18 protein-coding genes are annotated in these 13544 nt (G+C 49.1%); 3 read left to right on the forward strand and 15 right to left on the reverse strand.

Features of this window, described 5'->3' with window-relative positions; all coding sequences use genetic code 11:
- Positions 1–85: 85 nt before the first annotated feature.
- The 4 genes from E3U44_RS15535 to E3U44_RS15545 all read right to left on the reverse strand — a co-directional run bounded on the left by E3U44_RS15535 (position 86) and on the right by E3U44_RS15545 (position 3416).
- Positions 86–2026, reverse strand: a complete 1941-nt coding sequence (locus E3U44_RS15535; RefSeq protein WP_134359024.1) for a nitric oxide reductase activation protein NorD — start codon at positions 2024–2026, stop codon at positions 86–88.
- A 5-nt stretch (positions 2027–2031) separates the two neighbouring features.
- The gene (locus E3U44_RS15540; protein WP_134359025.1) at positions 2032–2829 is read right to left on the reverse strand and encodes a CbbQ/NirQ/NorQ/GpvN family protein; all 798 of its coding nucleotides are present in this window, start codon (positions 2827–2829) and stop codon (positions 2032–2034) included.
- A gap of 128 nt (positions 2830–2957) precedes the next feature.
- Positions 2958–3104, reverse strand: coding sequence for a hypothetical protein (locus E3U44_RS19400; protein WP_166805099.1), 147 nt, complete (start codon positions 3102–3104; stop codon positions 2958–2960).
- Between the two features lie 114 nt (positions 3105–3218).
- A complete protein-coding gene (locus E3U44_RS15545; RefSeq protein ID WP_134359026.1) occupies positions 3219–3416 on the reverse strand; it encodes a DUF2283 domain-containing protein in 198 nt (65 codons plus the stop codon).
- Positions 3417–4149: 733 nt separating this feature from the next.
- Here E3U44_RS15545 and E3U44_RS15550 point away from each other — a divergent pair.
- Complete coding sequence (locus tag E3U44_RS15550; RefSeq protein ID WP_134359027.1) at positions 4150–4881, forward strand: response regulator transcription factor; 732 nt, start codon at positions 4150–4152, stop codon at positions 4879–4881.
- Between the two features lie 164 nt (positions 4882–5045).
- Here the strand turns inward: E3U44_RS15550 and E3U44_RS15555 are convergent, their stop codons facing one another.
- The 3 genes from E3U44_RS15555 to E3U44_RS15565 form a co-directional block, all read right to left on the reverse strand.
- Positions 5046–5498 carry an avidin/streptavidin family protein gene (locus E3U44_RS15555; RefSeq protein WP_134359028.1) on the reverse strand — a complete coding sequence of 151 codons (453 nt, stop codon included), beginning with the start codon at positions 5496–5498 and terminating at the stop codon, positions 5046–5048.
- 153 nt (positions 5499–5651) lie between these two features.
- Positions 5652–5936 carry a HigA family addiction module antitoxin gene (locus E3U44_RS15560; RefSeq protein WP_134359029.1) on the reverse strand — a complete coding sequence of 95 codons (285 nt, stop codon included), beginning with the start codon at positions 5934–5936 and terminating at the stop codon, positions 5652–5654.
- A 250-nt stretch (positions 5937–6186) separates the two neighbouring features.
- Positions 6187–6501, reverse strand: a complete 315-nt coding sequence (locus E3U44_RS15565; protein ID WP_134359030.1) for a hypothetical protein — start codon at positions 6499–6501, stop codon at positions 6187–6189.
- Positions 6502–7061: 560 nt separating this feature from the next.
- On the opposite strand from E3U44_RS15565, the gene E3U44_RS15575 reads away from it, so the two are divergent.
- On the forward strand, positions 7062–7967 hold the full coding sequence (locus tag E3U44_RS15575; RefSeq protein ID WP_240761571.1) for an HDOD domain-containing protein: 906 nt from the start codon (positions 7062–7064) through the stop codon (positions 7965–7967).
- 19 nt (positions 7968–7986) lie between these two features.
- On the forward strand, positions 7987–8151 hold the full coding sequence (locus tag E3U44_RS19405) for a hypothetical protein (protein WP_166805100.1): 165 nt from the start codon (positions 7987–7989) through the stop codon (positions 8149–8151).
- Between the two features lie 347 nt (positions 8152–8498).
- On the opposite strand, the gene E3U44_RS15580 is transcribed toward E3U44_RS19405, so the two are convergent.
- The 8 genes from E3U44_RS15580 to E3U44_RS15610 all read right to left on the reverse strand — a co-directional run bounded on the left by E3U44_RS15580 (position 8499) and on the right by E3U44_RS15610 (position 13544).
- Positions 8499–8990 (reverse strand): DUF3592 domain-containing protein, encoded by a 492-nt coding sequence (locus E3U44_RS15580; protein ID WP_134359031.1) that lies wholly within the window; start codon positions 8988–8990, stop codon positions 8499–8501.
- 192 nt (positions 8991–9182) lie between these two features.
- Positions 9183–9605, reverse strand: coding sequence for a hypothetical protein (locus E3U44_RS15585; protein ID WP_134359032.1), 423 nt, complete (start codon positions 9603–9605; stop codon positions 9183–9185).
- Between the two features lie 14 nt (positions 9606–9619).
- Positions 9620–9997: a hypothetical protein gene (locus E3U44_RS15590; RefSeq protein WP_134359033.1), complete on the reverse strand. Its 378-nt coding sequence runs from the start codon at positions 9995–9997 to the stop codon at positions 9620–9622.
- A gap of 280 nt (positions 9998–10277) precedes the next feature.
- Positions 10278–10931: a DUF6998 domain-containing protein gene (locus E3U44_RS15595; protein WP_420812624.1), complete on the reverse strand. Its 654-nt coding sequence runs from the start codon at positions 10929–10931 to the stop codon at positions 10278–10280.
- A gap of 98 nt (positions 10932–11029) precedes the next feature.
- A complete protein-coding gene (locus E3U44_RS15600) occupies positions 11030–11719 on the reverse strand; it encodes a hypothetical protein (protein WP_134359034.1) in 690 nt (229 codons plus the stop codon).
- Positions 11720–11911: 192 nt separating this feature from the next.
- Positions 11912–12052, reverse strand: coding sequence for a hypothetical protein (locus E3U44_RS19410; RefSeq protein ID WP_166805101.1), 141 nt, complete (start codon positions 12050–12052; stop codon positions 11912–11914).
- A 636-nt stretch (positions 12053–12688) separates the two neighbouring features.
- Positions 12689–12994, reverse strand: a complete 306-nt coding sequence (locus E3U44_RS19705; protein WP_206054810.1) for a hypothetical protein — start codon at positions 12992–12994, stop codon at positions 12689–12691.
- Positions 12995–13097: 103 nt separating this feature from the next.
- On the reverse strand, positions 13098–13544 hold the full coding sequence (locus E3U44_RS15610) for a hypothetical protein (RefSeq protein ID WP_134359035.1): 447 nt from the start codon (positions 13542–13544) through the stop codon (positions 13098–13100).

A 13544-nucleotide genomic window follows, 5' to 3' on the forward strand; every position in this document is an offset into this window, starting at 1 on the left:
GTAGAAGGGCGCTCGTATCGGATCTTCTCCTGAGCAACCGCAAGACTCTCTTAGCCATCTCCGAACAAATGAAGTCGCTTTTAAACTACCCCACCAACTGCTGATAAAGCATGGGCAAGGCCTGCGGAAGGCGGTCAGGCCGAGCCACAATGGCATAGCCTCCACGGCCAAACAAATAGGGAAAATAATCTTGGGCCTTACGATCAATGGTAATGCCAAAGACGGCTAATCCTGCTCGGCGAGCTTCTAGAATCGCCTGCCGGGTATCTTCGATACCGTAGCGGCCTTCATAGTGATCCAGATCATTGGGTTTGCCGTCACTTAACAAAAGTAAAAGACGGTGCCGTTCGGGACGCAGAGCCAACTGCTGCTGGACATGGCGCAAAGCCGCGCCCATGCGAGTGTAGTAGCCGGGACGCAAAGCCGCGATGCGCCGCAACACTTGGCTGCTAAAGGGGGCCGCAAAATCCTTGACTGTGGCAACCCGGACAAAATGCCGCTTGCGCGAGGTAAAAGTATAAATCGCAAAGGCATCCCCACAGGTGGCTAAGCCAGAGGCCATGGCGGTCAGGGCCTCTTTTTCCACCTCAAGGACCTGGCGGTTATCGACCCAACTGTCGGTAGACAAGGAAACATCCACCAGCATGGCCACAGCCAAATCCCGGGCCTGCTGGCGCGCAGAGAGATACACCCGATCGGAACCACTGCCGCTGGCCACTAAATCACAGCGGGACCGCACCAAGGCATCCATATCGGGCTCGGTGCCATCAAGCTGGCGGCGCAAGATCTCACGCTTGGGACGCAACGCCTCGAATTGGCGCCGGATCCGGCGAAGGCGGCGTCTGGCCTGGAGATCAGGTTTCCATAGCTCCCCCTCCTCCCCAGCCACCTGGGAAACGACCTTACAGTGATTATTGTGGTAGCTCTGACGGCGGTAGTCCCACTCAGGATAGGTAAACTCAGCAATTAAAGCGGAAGGATCTACATCATTGGGGGCCAGATCCAAATCAAATTTGAGTTTAGTGGCCGCCCGCCGCTGATGGGAACTTAGGGCCAGCTCCTCCATGGCATCGGCGACCTCCTTCGCGGCCTCTTCATCCTCGTCTTCCACTGCCCGGTTGACATTGACCATCTCGGCCCAACTGATGAGTTTTTCAAAGCGATTTAACAACAGGGGATCGTCGCGCTCGCTTTGCTCATACTTCCCCCGCTGGGCCTGCCTTCGGCGGCTATCCTCCCCCTCCTGCTGGCTGCTACCATCGGCCTGTTCGGAAGGCGACGATAAAGCACTTGGAGATTTAAATTCCCCACTGATTTCTCCCCATAGGGGCACAGGAAGAAAGGGATGATAGCCCTTAGATGCACGCCAACCACTGAAATCAGGCTCTGGGGCCATAACAGCCGCCAGCAATGCGTTACCAAGGGGATTTGAGCACTTAGACTTAGCTTCCAGTAGGGCTAGGATCGCCGCTTCCACGGCTTGCTCTTGGGGGGGTAAAGACCGTGGTGGCCGCAATTCCCTCAGCGCCGCGCAGAGTGTCTGGTAACTCTGCGCCAACCCGGGATAGCGACGGCAGATCCTTAAACTAATCCCATAGGACCGATGTAAAAAGGCCAGATCCGCCTGAAGAGGATCCGCCGGGGGCTGACCAGAAGAATGCTCTGCCAGGGCAAAAAAAGCAGCCAGCCAGAAGTAAAGGCACCGGTTGAGGGAAACTGATGGAAAGCAGGCAATAGCAGCGGGTAACAGCAACCGCTCAGGATTGCGCGCCGCCTGTGGCAGGCGCTCTTGGTCGAGCCCCAAGCGCTGCCGTAGCCTCAGGCGATGCCCTGAGGACTGGGGCAACCCCGCCGCCAGCTCCAGCCCCGGCGTCCCTCCTAGTCCCCGGAAAAAAACACTCAGGGAGGCACGAACCGAATCCAGGGTCACCGCAGCCTCTGGATGATAAGGATAGCTGGCCGCCTGCCCCACAAGCCGGTGCCAATAGCGGCCAATCTGCTCTTCCAGCTCCAGAAATTGCCACATGGGGACTAGCCGTAGGTAGCTCGGATCAGTTCCAACAGCCCTTCCTTGACCTCAGCCTCATCGCAAAGGGGTTCTACCAGGGCCACCTGGGCCGCCTGAAAAGGATCTAGTCCTTCCCCCATTAAAATGGCGCAGTAAACCAATAGCCGGGTAGAGACCACTTCTTCCAGATCCACCCCCTTCAATCCCCGCAAGCCGTTTGCCAAGTTAATAAGAGGAACACAGCGCTCCCGGGGAAGACCGCTTTCACTAGCAACGATTTCGACTTCCACCTCAGGGGGAGGAAAATCAAAACTCAGGGCCACAAAACGCTGGCGAGTGCTGGGCTTTAAGGATTTGAGGATATTCTGATAGCCCGGATTATAAGAGACCACCAGCATGAACCCCTCAGGCGCCCTCAAAGTCTCCCCGGTGCGCTCCAATGGCAGGATGCGGCGATCATCGGTGAGGGGATGGAGCACCACGGTGACATCCTTACGGGCTTCCACAATCTCATCCAGATAGCAGATCCCCCCTTCCCGAATGGCCTGGGTCAATGGACCATCGACCCAGACGGTCTCCCCTCCCTTAAGGAGATAGCGGCCGGTAAGATCGGCCGCCGTTAAATCATCGTGGCAAGAAACCGTAAAGAGGGGGCGGCCCAGCTGAGCCGCCATATGGGCCACAAAACGGGTCTTGCCACAGCCTGTGGGCCCCTTGAGCAAAAGGGGGAGTTGATGGCGATAGGCGGCCTCAAATAAGGCACATTCATTGCCAACGGGTAGATAAAAGGGAGCCTCTCCGGCCAAGGCGGTTGCTTGCATATTTATATTATATTAGTCAATAATTTAAGCGCCATGCCCACTTTAAAACGTGACAAAAACACCTATTTTGGGTCACGTTGTGACAAACGAAGTCACGATTTAGTCACGCTAAAAGGTTAACTCTTTACCTATACCAATACCAGTTCTTGAGTTGGTCCCCCTCCTTTCCCCTGGCGCTCTAAAGACGGCCATTGGACTGCACGGTTCATCAACTGCTCCCTGCAATCGGAGGCAAAGAAGAGGGTACCTACCCGCTTTGGGAGAAGCTTTTTCACAGGCACCCCCTTCCCTCTCACCGGCTATATTCCTTCCCTCTGGTGTCCCTCGCTGCCTTCCTGTGCCCCAATGACGAAATTTATGAACGCAACAGCACTGAGAAGGCGAGTAGTTTAGGCAGCTATCTGTTCAAAGGAGAAATGGGGGATGTCAGCTCGTTTGCTAGCGTGCTCGATGGTGATAGCGCAGATATCTCCCTTATGATCAACATCAATAACGGTGTTCTCATCAAAATCTTTGCTCTCGGCAACCTCTGTCTCCCGAAACTCAATATAGGGTGTATCTGTATCCTGGAAGTACTTGATCTTCATGGGGTAAATCTCCGGTCGAAGAACGCGTTATCACCGTCTCACCATCTGGAAGGAGAATCACACGCAAATAGCGTCCCCCCGCTTCCTTGATGGGCGCCCACCGGCGAATGCGGCCATCTTCTTGGATCATTTCTTTTATAGGATGATCCATCACGTGCTGGATTCACGCCAACTTGATTATGGCACGATCAGGCCGACTCCGCATGGCCTCGAAATACTTGGTCATCTTCACGTTTGGGGGTGTCCTAGGCCGTTTCCGTTTGATTTTTATTGTATACATAGAGAGTTGACATCCCCCTCCCTTCCATTAGCGCTCTGCGGTGCGATCGGGAACACGGCCAAAAAGCAGTGTGGCCCTCCCCGGCCTGGATGAGTTGGCCGCGCACATTCTCCCAAATCAGTCACGGCGTCATCCACGCTTCCTTTATCTCATCCCTTTTAGACACATCAAAATTTGCTTTCCTCGTTGAGGATTTTGGGCTTTACTTTGTAAAAAAAAATTTACAAACCCCCTTTAAGCGCAGCCGGCCCTGGGGCACCGAGTGCTTTATCAGAAGGAGACTATGATGTTATTAGAGAGGCATCCCTTAAAGAGCCTCTCCCACACGCTCCACAGTCGGAGCAGGGCCTGTCATCGCCCCGCTTATCACCCGCGCACGCTCACCTCCGCTCCGGCTCAAGAGGCGGCTTTAAATCCCTTGAGTAAACCTTATCCTTGCCCCAGAGGTGTGGCATGAATCACTCCCATCCAAACCCCATCACCGATCTCACCCAGTACCGGCGGAGCTTTGGCGATATTCCAGAACCTATGAGTCCAGCAGCCACCCTCTTTATTGTAAGTGGCGATAGCGGGATGCGCCAGGCGCTATGTCGAATGAGTGAATCAATGGGTATCCCCTACACCGCCTACGCTACGGCTGAAGCGTTTTTAGCGGGCTTTGATCCCACTCTCCCGGGTTGCCTGCTGCTGGATATCCACGCCCCCCAAATGGGCGGCTTAAGGCTGCAGCAATATCTGCAGCACCAGGATAGCTGGCTTCCGCTGCTCTTCGTCTCGAGGGGGGCAACAGTGCCTGAGGCCGCTCAGGCCATACAGGGCGGAGCCGTGGACTTTATTATCCGGCCCTTAGAGTGCATTGAATTACTCAAAGCGCGCATAGAGGCCTGTCTCGCCCAAGTCCGGCAAAACCAAATCACCCAACACAAAGAAGCAGAAATCACCGCTCGGCTTGCTCGGTTAACCCGGCGCGAATGGGAAATCATGGAAGGAATGATAGCGGGCAAACTGAGCAAGCAGATGGCCCTTGAATGGAACGTGAGTATTAAAACCGTGGAAAGCCACCGGGCTCGGGTGATGAAAAAACTCCAGGTCGGAAATTACACCGAACTTATTAATCTCGTGCTCTCCCAGCAAGAAAAGACCCGAGAGGTTACCCCCATAAGAGGTCGTGTCCCGCTGGAATAGTGGTGGAGTCCCTTCTTCCGGCGCAAGCCTTTGCCGATGCTCGCTGGCGGTCAGGGGAGGTTTCCCTTGCCCTCTTTTTTTGGCCTGTTGGCAAAGCCACCCCCTGCAACCAGCTTCGCGTATAGCGGCCAAATCCTTTCTTTCCGATGGCGCTCTAAAGGAGGCTATTTTAATTTTAAGGAAGGCAATCTTTTCTGCTTGACCGGCTTAAAAACATCTTGCCCTTGAATAATCTGTTTCTTATTCTTTGATTTGTTAACCACTAGCTGCCATAGGGTAGTTATCACCCCATCATAGTAAAAACCTGTCCAGGATGTAATGGAGTTGCATGCCTCTGTTGCGTTTTCCCATTTAACAGTGAAAGTAATTGCTGTCCCATAAACCCACCCGGTTACTGGATAGGGAGTGTTTTGGCATCCATAACCTTGTGCACGATTGATATAATGGCCAGTTATCTGACCAGCGGGATCAATACTATCAATATGGAGGGTCGAACCGCTTTGATTCACCCATGCGGACAATCCCTGTATCGCCTGCTGCTGGGTATCTGATGCTAATGCAATATTGGCCCAAAGCAGGGGAAGAGCTACAATAAAAATTAGCCGAATAATTTTCATAAATCCTCCGTTTGCAGCGTGATGACATAAACGCCCCGTAAAGGCATAAAAAGCCAGCCTAAGGGTATATCTTCACCCCGCCCTTATCCTTAAAACCCCTATTGACATTCTCCCGCCTGCAACCAGCGTAACCGTATAGCTGTTCTTATGGGGCTAAGCCTTGCTGTCAATGAGGTTTGCCTGCTCGATTGCAGCTGTATCCCAGTTGTACTCTGTTTGCAAGACTATCCAAAACTCGGCGGTCGTATCAAAATATCGTGCCAGGCGCATCGCCATATCTGCTGTTACTTCGCGCCGCTCAAGCACAATATCGTTGATGCGTGGCGCCGGCACATGCATTGCTTTGGCTAGCGCATTCGCGTTCATTCCCAACGGTTTTAGATAGTCCTCTTGCAAAATCTCGCCCGGGTGAATTGGGCGCATACCGTTTTTCGACATGGCTTGCCCTCCTCAATGAGAATCCACACCTTCGATATCTTACGGATCCTCATTCGTATAACGTCGAGCAATCAGCCAAAATGTGAATTGGTTCTCAAAAAAAGTGGGCTTTCAGCGTTTAGCGCCTTCTATAGTTAATTTAAAGAGCCTTTCCTTTTTGAGGACCGCCACGTTTCCCCCTACCCGCGCAATTGTGCCGGCGGCCCTCATCTTTACCTACTTTAAGCAAAGCCTGACTTTTATTTAACGTTCATTGCCTGCTGCCCGGCTCGTAATTGGGGAAGTGAATATCCCAACTCTTTTGGTCCCCGACAAGGCGGGCAAAACGAGAATCCGGTATGGGCTTTTCACTGGGGGTGGCACCAAACTTGACAGCCAGTGCGGATGCCGAGGGCGTGAAGTAAAGGGTGACGACATTTCGAGACAGGTCGTAACGCGAGAAAACCGCCATATCTGTCGTAAAACGGCCCTGATCAACCACCCTCAAGAACGCTCTTTGAATCGCAGTGCTTGGCCCGAGGGCAGCCACCCCATCACCGACATCCTTTGAGTACCAGATTGTCATAGGACCTCCTTTGTAGTGCTAATTCATTGAGGTAAACCCCCGGCTTTGCGGGGGTAATTTAATCGCCCCTAGCAAGTTATTAGTAATCTATCGGCAACCCACCACTCTCCTTAACCCTCCAAAATGGTTGGCATCATCCTATTTGCAACCAGATAACGGCACAAGCATACCCTAGACCCTGCACGGGTAAAGGGCCAGTCTTGTTCAGTGCTTCTCTTGTGGGTTATATTTAGGTAGCAATAGACAACACTTGAGCCCCTTGTCTTTGGCGACTACAGTGATGTGTTGACTTTAACCTTAGTCTCAACCCGATTCTCGACAATAGAGTAAATATCCGCGCGCTCATCGGGCACATGGATGCTGATTAGGCTGTAACGCACGGCATTCTGCCAGCGCTCCTGTGCAATACGGTATTTCCACCAGCCACCTACTGGATATACTGCAATTGTAGTTGACCACCGTATCCAAAATAGCCACGGCTGTTGTCAATAGCGATATTTTGGCTCTGGCAATTCAGGCAAATCCTTATATTACCAATATGCAGGACTAGCAAGCGTGTATTGGCTCACCAGGTTTTTTATCAGGCACCAATACGCTATCAACACCCGGAGGAAAACGAGGTGATTCAAATAGAGCAATTCTGTACTGAAATTCTTGAAGATTTGGCCAATAATCATTTGGTGCTACCCACCTTGCCTGAGGTCGCCCTAAAGATCCGCGAGGTGGTCGACGATCCGAATACCTCGGCAGCCGAGGTTGCAAAAATTATTGTCACTGATGCGGCCCTCTCGGCTCGTCTGATTAAAATTGCGAATAGTCCCCTCTATCGGGGCCGTCACCCCATTGATAATGTCCAGATGGCTCTGGCTCGCCTAGGAATCACCTTGGTACGCAACCTCGTGACTAGTCTAGTGATGGAGCAAATATTCCAAGCGACCTCTGAGTCCGTGGATCGGCGCATGCGCAAACTTTGGGAACAAAGCACCCAAGTGGCCGCCATTGCCTATGTCCTTGCCGGCCGGATAGACACGTTTAAAGCGGACGAAGCATGGCTTGGGGGACTGATTCACCAAATTGGCTCGCTTCCTATTCTCATGCGTGCTGAAGATACTCCGGAATTACTAGAGAACGAGATGGTGCTAGATAAAATCATTACCCAGCTTTCTAGCCCTCTCGGTAAAGCCATCCTAGATAGTTGGCGTTTTCCACCAGAGCTCGTAGCCGTTACCGCCGAGCATAATGACCTCCAGCGGAACCCCAAATCAGAACCGGATTTAGTGGATGTGGTTATCGTAGCGAAATTACAAAGCAATCTCGGGGAGATGGAATCTCATGAAGATTGGCATACCATACCCGCTCTTGCCAAACTAGGCTTTAGCCCAGATATTAGCGTCATTAATTTAGAGGAAAACGAAACGGAAATTCGTGAGGTCAAGGCCATACTTGAGGGTAAAAGTACCCTCTAACAAAAAAGCTATTTCCCACGTGCAATACGAGCTCAAGCGCCTGGTCTATCTGATTGGCGCTTGCTTCCACTACCAAAATGCCGCCCAATGGAGCGCCTGGGCCACGCTGCGGGACAAAGCTCTTTGCCGATTCCGCGGCCAAAATTCCCGCCAACAGCTAGGAGCAGGCCAGAGCCTTACTTGACGCCTTGGCGTTCAAATCCGCCGTGATGGAGCTAGAGACAGGGTTTTTCGAGCGACTCTTCAGCGCCATCCCACTGGAGAGTCAGGATGGGAAGGAATAGGAATAATGAAGAGGCCTCGCTGCTGAGATGGCGGGGCTAATGCCATAGAGCAATCAGCAAAAATGTGAATGAGTTCTCAAAAAAATAAGACATTCAGCGTTTATTTCCTTCTACAATTAAATAGCCTTTCCTTTTTGAGGGCCGCCATTATTTCTCTACCCGCGCAATGGAATGGCACCGGCGGTCCTCACCTTTCGCCTGCTCAACCCTTAAACACGGGATTTGGAAACCAGCTCTACGGGTGACGCTAGCTTGGCGCTTCCTTAACAAAGAAAAAGAGAATACCTAAAACTGCGGCCACACCTCCGACAATGAAGTAGATGAAGATTCCTTCATCCACCCCGCTTATCAGTACCGCCCGCTCTGGCTCAGCGGGATCATAGAACACGGGAACCCACGTCTTCGCACGCCAGCCAGCTACACGGCGTTGGGCTTCATCACTGTTCCAAACCAAGTGGAACCCGCCATATCCAATGACATGGCCACGGTAACGGTAACCGTCAACTTCATAGACATATTCAACTGTAATATGATAGGGGGTTCTGCCATAGCCACCCAATAACCGAGCTGAGAGCATCTGACCAGGGGTAGACGGCCAGTATTGGTTTTCCAAACCCGTCCGTACATCAACTGCTGTAAGCGCAATGGTAGTTAAACCGCCTATAAGGAAGAGCAACCCGGCCCAGACAACATCTTTATGCTTGCGCCAGCGATACATACTCAATTTATTTTGAGGCAATAGCTATCTCTATCCCGAGCAAACTATAGGCACCCTATCACTCCCCTGCTTTTATTCTTGAGTTGATAACCTCCACTTTTTCCATTAGCTGCACGCCCTGGACCCTGCACAGGTGAAGGGCCAACCTTGCTCAGTGCTTCTCTGGGAACCTGATATTTAGCCTGATGCGGGTAAGGTTTAGTGCCGAAAATTCTACTTATATGACACCCGAACGCGAAGCTTCTGCTCAACCTCTGTCATCGCCTGACATATTTCCTTTGGTCGATCCACCTTTTGGCCAGTGTCCGAAGAACCTTCCATCAGTAGGCGGGCAATACGATTAAGGGCTCTGCACGCATCAATAACAGTCTGCTCTCGCGGCAAACCGAAAAGCTGGGAAAGCAACCTGTATGCCTCTTTTTTGGCTAATATCTGCGCAGATATCCTTCTGACCTCATCATGCAGCACCTGCGTCCTATAGGCGTTAGTGATCTTTGCTTGGTGAAACAAGAAGAGATGACTAAGCTCTCCTTGAACTTCCTTGAAGGCGACGATAGGTTCAAAAACGAGCTTCAGAACAAATTGCCCTAGGACAAAGACTGAGACACCAGCAAAAATTGTTGCAAACATTGTCAAGGTTAAAAAGATTCCTATATCGATTCTTTAGAATTCTCAACGCCAAGTATCAACCACGCGAGGTAGCATATCGGACTGATGCGACTTGTAAAATTTATTACAGACCACCTGTTGACCATAAATATACAATAGGTGCCAACACAAACCATGCTGTGGCCAAATGCTGTATCATCATCTTTAGTTGGAAGAGCTAATAAGGCAAATAAGACACCAAAAAAAGATGCTAATATATAATTATCCTCTTTCGGAAACAGTTCGTTGGCAAATAAATATACTGGAATTTTCCATGTAGCACTAAGGGCTAAAAAAAGATTATTTTTCCCTGACTCATAATCAGGTGATAAAAGCTCAAATGTTTTTCCAATTACAGCACAGCCGCCAATAGGGACCAAAATCTAAAATAATCTTCTTCGCTTTATATAGAGCACGAAATAGCCGTTTTAAATGAAGCTTTTTACGTTAAAAATAAAAGCCATATCGCCCCCCAGCGCGAGCTTATAAGTACCCTATCGATACCCCACTACCATACTCAACCCTCCAAGCGGTTGATATCCTCTTACCTGCAATCAGCGTTGGATTCTATCGAATCGGATCCCCCCTAACCCCAGAACGAGGCGAACCGTGGTGGCATGGAAACTAGGGGTAGAAACCCCCGGTTACCCGATTAAGTCTTTATTTATTATTTTCTTTAATAGTTTTAATCAGCTGACTGCCAAGCTGCCTCGTATTTAAAAAATTTCCATTACTGTTCAATAGGCTAACATTGAGTATCTTTGCCAATTTCCGTAGCTCTGGTTTTACAGGGCTTACCAGCTCACCATTTAGTTCAACCTCGATTGTCCCTGTTTCCAGTTCTCTTATTGTATAACCCTGAAATTCAACTTCTTTGATGGGCTTAATGTTTGCTTTGTCTTTTGGAGTTTTTGTTAATCTGCTTAAGGCCAGCGGCCGCTTGCCGTTTTTCTCAGGTCCCACAAGCTCCATGGTTTCAGAAGTTGTTGAGTTCAGTAATGTCTCAACCTGCATTTCCTCTGTATTGACTCGCAGAATAATTATGCGATCCACGATTTCAAGAGTATTTGAATTAAAATTGACATGCCCTCCACTGCCCATCATTGCCGTTGTTTTTACAGATATTTTTTCTCCGTCTCCGCTGACAACGTCATACCCTTTTTGATTTACCTCTGTAGCCATTTGTCCATTTGTGATTAAAGCAGCGTATAACTCCCCAATGCGACCGCATAGATGCCTTAATTCAGTGGGAGGAACACCCCAACCAAGTTCCCTTTCAAACCAGCTCATTGCCTCGCCAAGAGACTGGATAATTTACATTTGAGTTAGCGCCATAATTTCACGTATTTTGGATGATATTTTTAAATTTAACAATGAAGCGGATGGGAGGGGCAACTCTCCCTCCGACCCGATTAGATTTCGTGGTACCTTGACAGATAGTCGAAATATCCCCTTTCATCTGCATTGGGGTTAAATATGGTGCTTGTAAAAACTCTCTGTATTACCTGGGCCATGAAGCAGGCTTCTGACCAGTTAAAGGCATTCCAATCTGTGTCAACCACATTGCCAATTTCCTGAAGATGAAACTTATTTCGGAGTGGGCGAAGCTTCTTGAGCAGTGGATATATGCTGTGTTCGCAGCCAAGCACCTTTTTTGACTCGGATTTCTTAATCATTGCGTCAAACCTCATTTGTTCAAGCCGAGGACTACTTCGCTTCTTGTAAACATGAGAGTCTACTTTCCGGACTTCGCCATCCCATGTTTTCGAGTTTCCCGGAGCAACGGCAACCAGATCCCATTTCGTCTTGGCATGAGCTCCATTCGCAATAAGCAAATAATGGAGTAAGGATTCAATGATTCCACAACCAGCAATAACGAAAGACTTCCAGGTTTGAGTCAAGAGCACAGAACTTAGCTTCAGGTCCTGGACAGTCCGATCTAAGTACTCCAAGTACTGAAGATTGTATGCAATATTGCGACGAAGAGCGTATGGGTGACTGTACCCTCTTCCAGAGTAGATCGCCTTGATAAGCAAAGTGTCCAATTTCTTTATAGGAACTGGATACCAAGCGGAACCTGAATCTGAAACCTTACTCAACATTATCCGATAAATCTAACTACAAAGTAGATATCCTGAATGACGCCTTATATTACGTCAAATTTGGCACCGAGGAGCTATTAATTCGTTTTTTTTGTTCTTGACAACTGTAGGCAGCATAAAGGTTAGGCGCTTCATACTCCTGTGGAGTGGTCATATCTAATATCATCGGAAGTTTTATCATTCCCGATTGAGCTATAGCAAAAAACGCAATAAAAAAGTCAAACAAACCATTCTTCTTTGAAGCTTTACTGCTTCCGTGTGTCTTTGCTCTTCTTCTTCGTATTTTTCTATTTTGCTTATTGCCTTATTGGTGACCACATAGTCATCATTCACGCGCATTAATTCCCCTCAATCGACAAGAAATTCTAAATACAGCTCAAGTTTATTCTGTTGTTCTTCGGCATCTGGGCGAAGAACTCAATTTATGGAATAGAGTTTAGTCATAAGGTCAATTAGACCAATCCTATTGTGCTCATGGTCTAGCTGGTCATTCATCATGAACTGAAGGAGTTCCATTCTTTTTTTTGTTACTAGATTTTTTTGCTAAATAGATATTGAGAAGCAGAACTTAAGCAACGGTAAGCATGTATTTTTATATAGACAAGTCGCGACAGATGGTTCTTGGCCTTTAAGTGTGCCGTTATGGAATTAGAGAACAAGTTCTTCCGACGGCACTTTGAGGCGCTGCCTGCAGGAATTAACGAACTGGAAAGGCTAATAGCCAATGAAGTAAAGCACTAAAAATAAAGCGGCCCTGCCAAGTATAGCAGTACCGAGCAGGGCCTCACCATTCCATATTTTTGGGGGAAAAAATAAAATGGCTAAAAATAAATTTAGCACACTTGCAGAAGGGTGTGCCGACCTTCTATGCTTCTTTGCAGTGTCACCCTTGCTGGGTGTTAGGTTCCTGATTGCCTTTGATTTCCTTTGATTTCCTCTGCGATTGAGGGGTTAAAAATATATGAAAAATTATAAGTACGACTCTTGGCTCTTTGGGACCGCTATCATCCTGCTCTGCGTCCTGTCGTTGTTTGGGGCGTGGAAATGCGTAGAAGTGCTTGCATTTAGCTCACCATTGGTATGTCTGAGGTAAGAGAAAACCGTAGTCCACCTCATCTCCCACATTCCACAGGCTAAAAATAAAGTTTGATAGCCTCTTTTTGAGTAGCGCTTCCTCTTTGCTGTCACCTTCACTAATACAGCCAGGAGAACTGGGAACGTGTACGGTGTAACCTCCCCCTCCTCGCTGGGCTCAAGAACAACTGTCAATTTCATCCTGCTTCCAAATGTTATGGCATGAACTGTTCATATGCATCCAGCGTATTACCCTCGCCCGATTCTCCGCCAGTATAAAGTGTGTGAGCAAGCGCGGCAGGTCCTAGTATCGGCAATGCCAACAGGTAGCCGATACCCAGCCCAGCGGCAAAAAGAAACTCCGATAATGCCCCACTTCTTTGAAAATCCCTAATGACATATTCGAAAAAGCGTTCTGCGAGTTCAGCCGAAAAATTCCGGCGGCTGGATTTCCTGTTAAAACGCCAAGCTTATAGCCAAGAATCTTGGCAAGTATTTTAATCACACTCTGTGCAACTGCAGATATCTTTTTCTCTGCCATCGCGTTACTAAGCTCTTGAACCGCTTTATCATCAAAGCCAGCGCTAAGTAGAACGCCTTTAACCTCTTCAGGCGATAAAGACGAGGAATCTCCCACAGCCAACGTCTCGTCCTTAAGGCACCTTACGATTTTCCCTGCCTCTTTTTCAGAAATGCCTGCTTCAGTAAGTGCAATCAGGATCTTGTCCTGCGAAAGCTCGTGTTCAGCCAT

It is taken from the genome of Nitrosococcus wardiae, from assembly GCF_004421105.1.
Lineage (GTDB): Bacteria > Pseudomonadota > Gammaproteobacteria > Nitrosococcales > Nitrosococcaceae > Nitrosococcus > Nitrosococcus wardiae.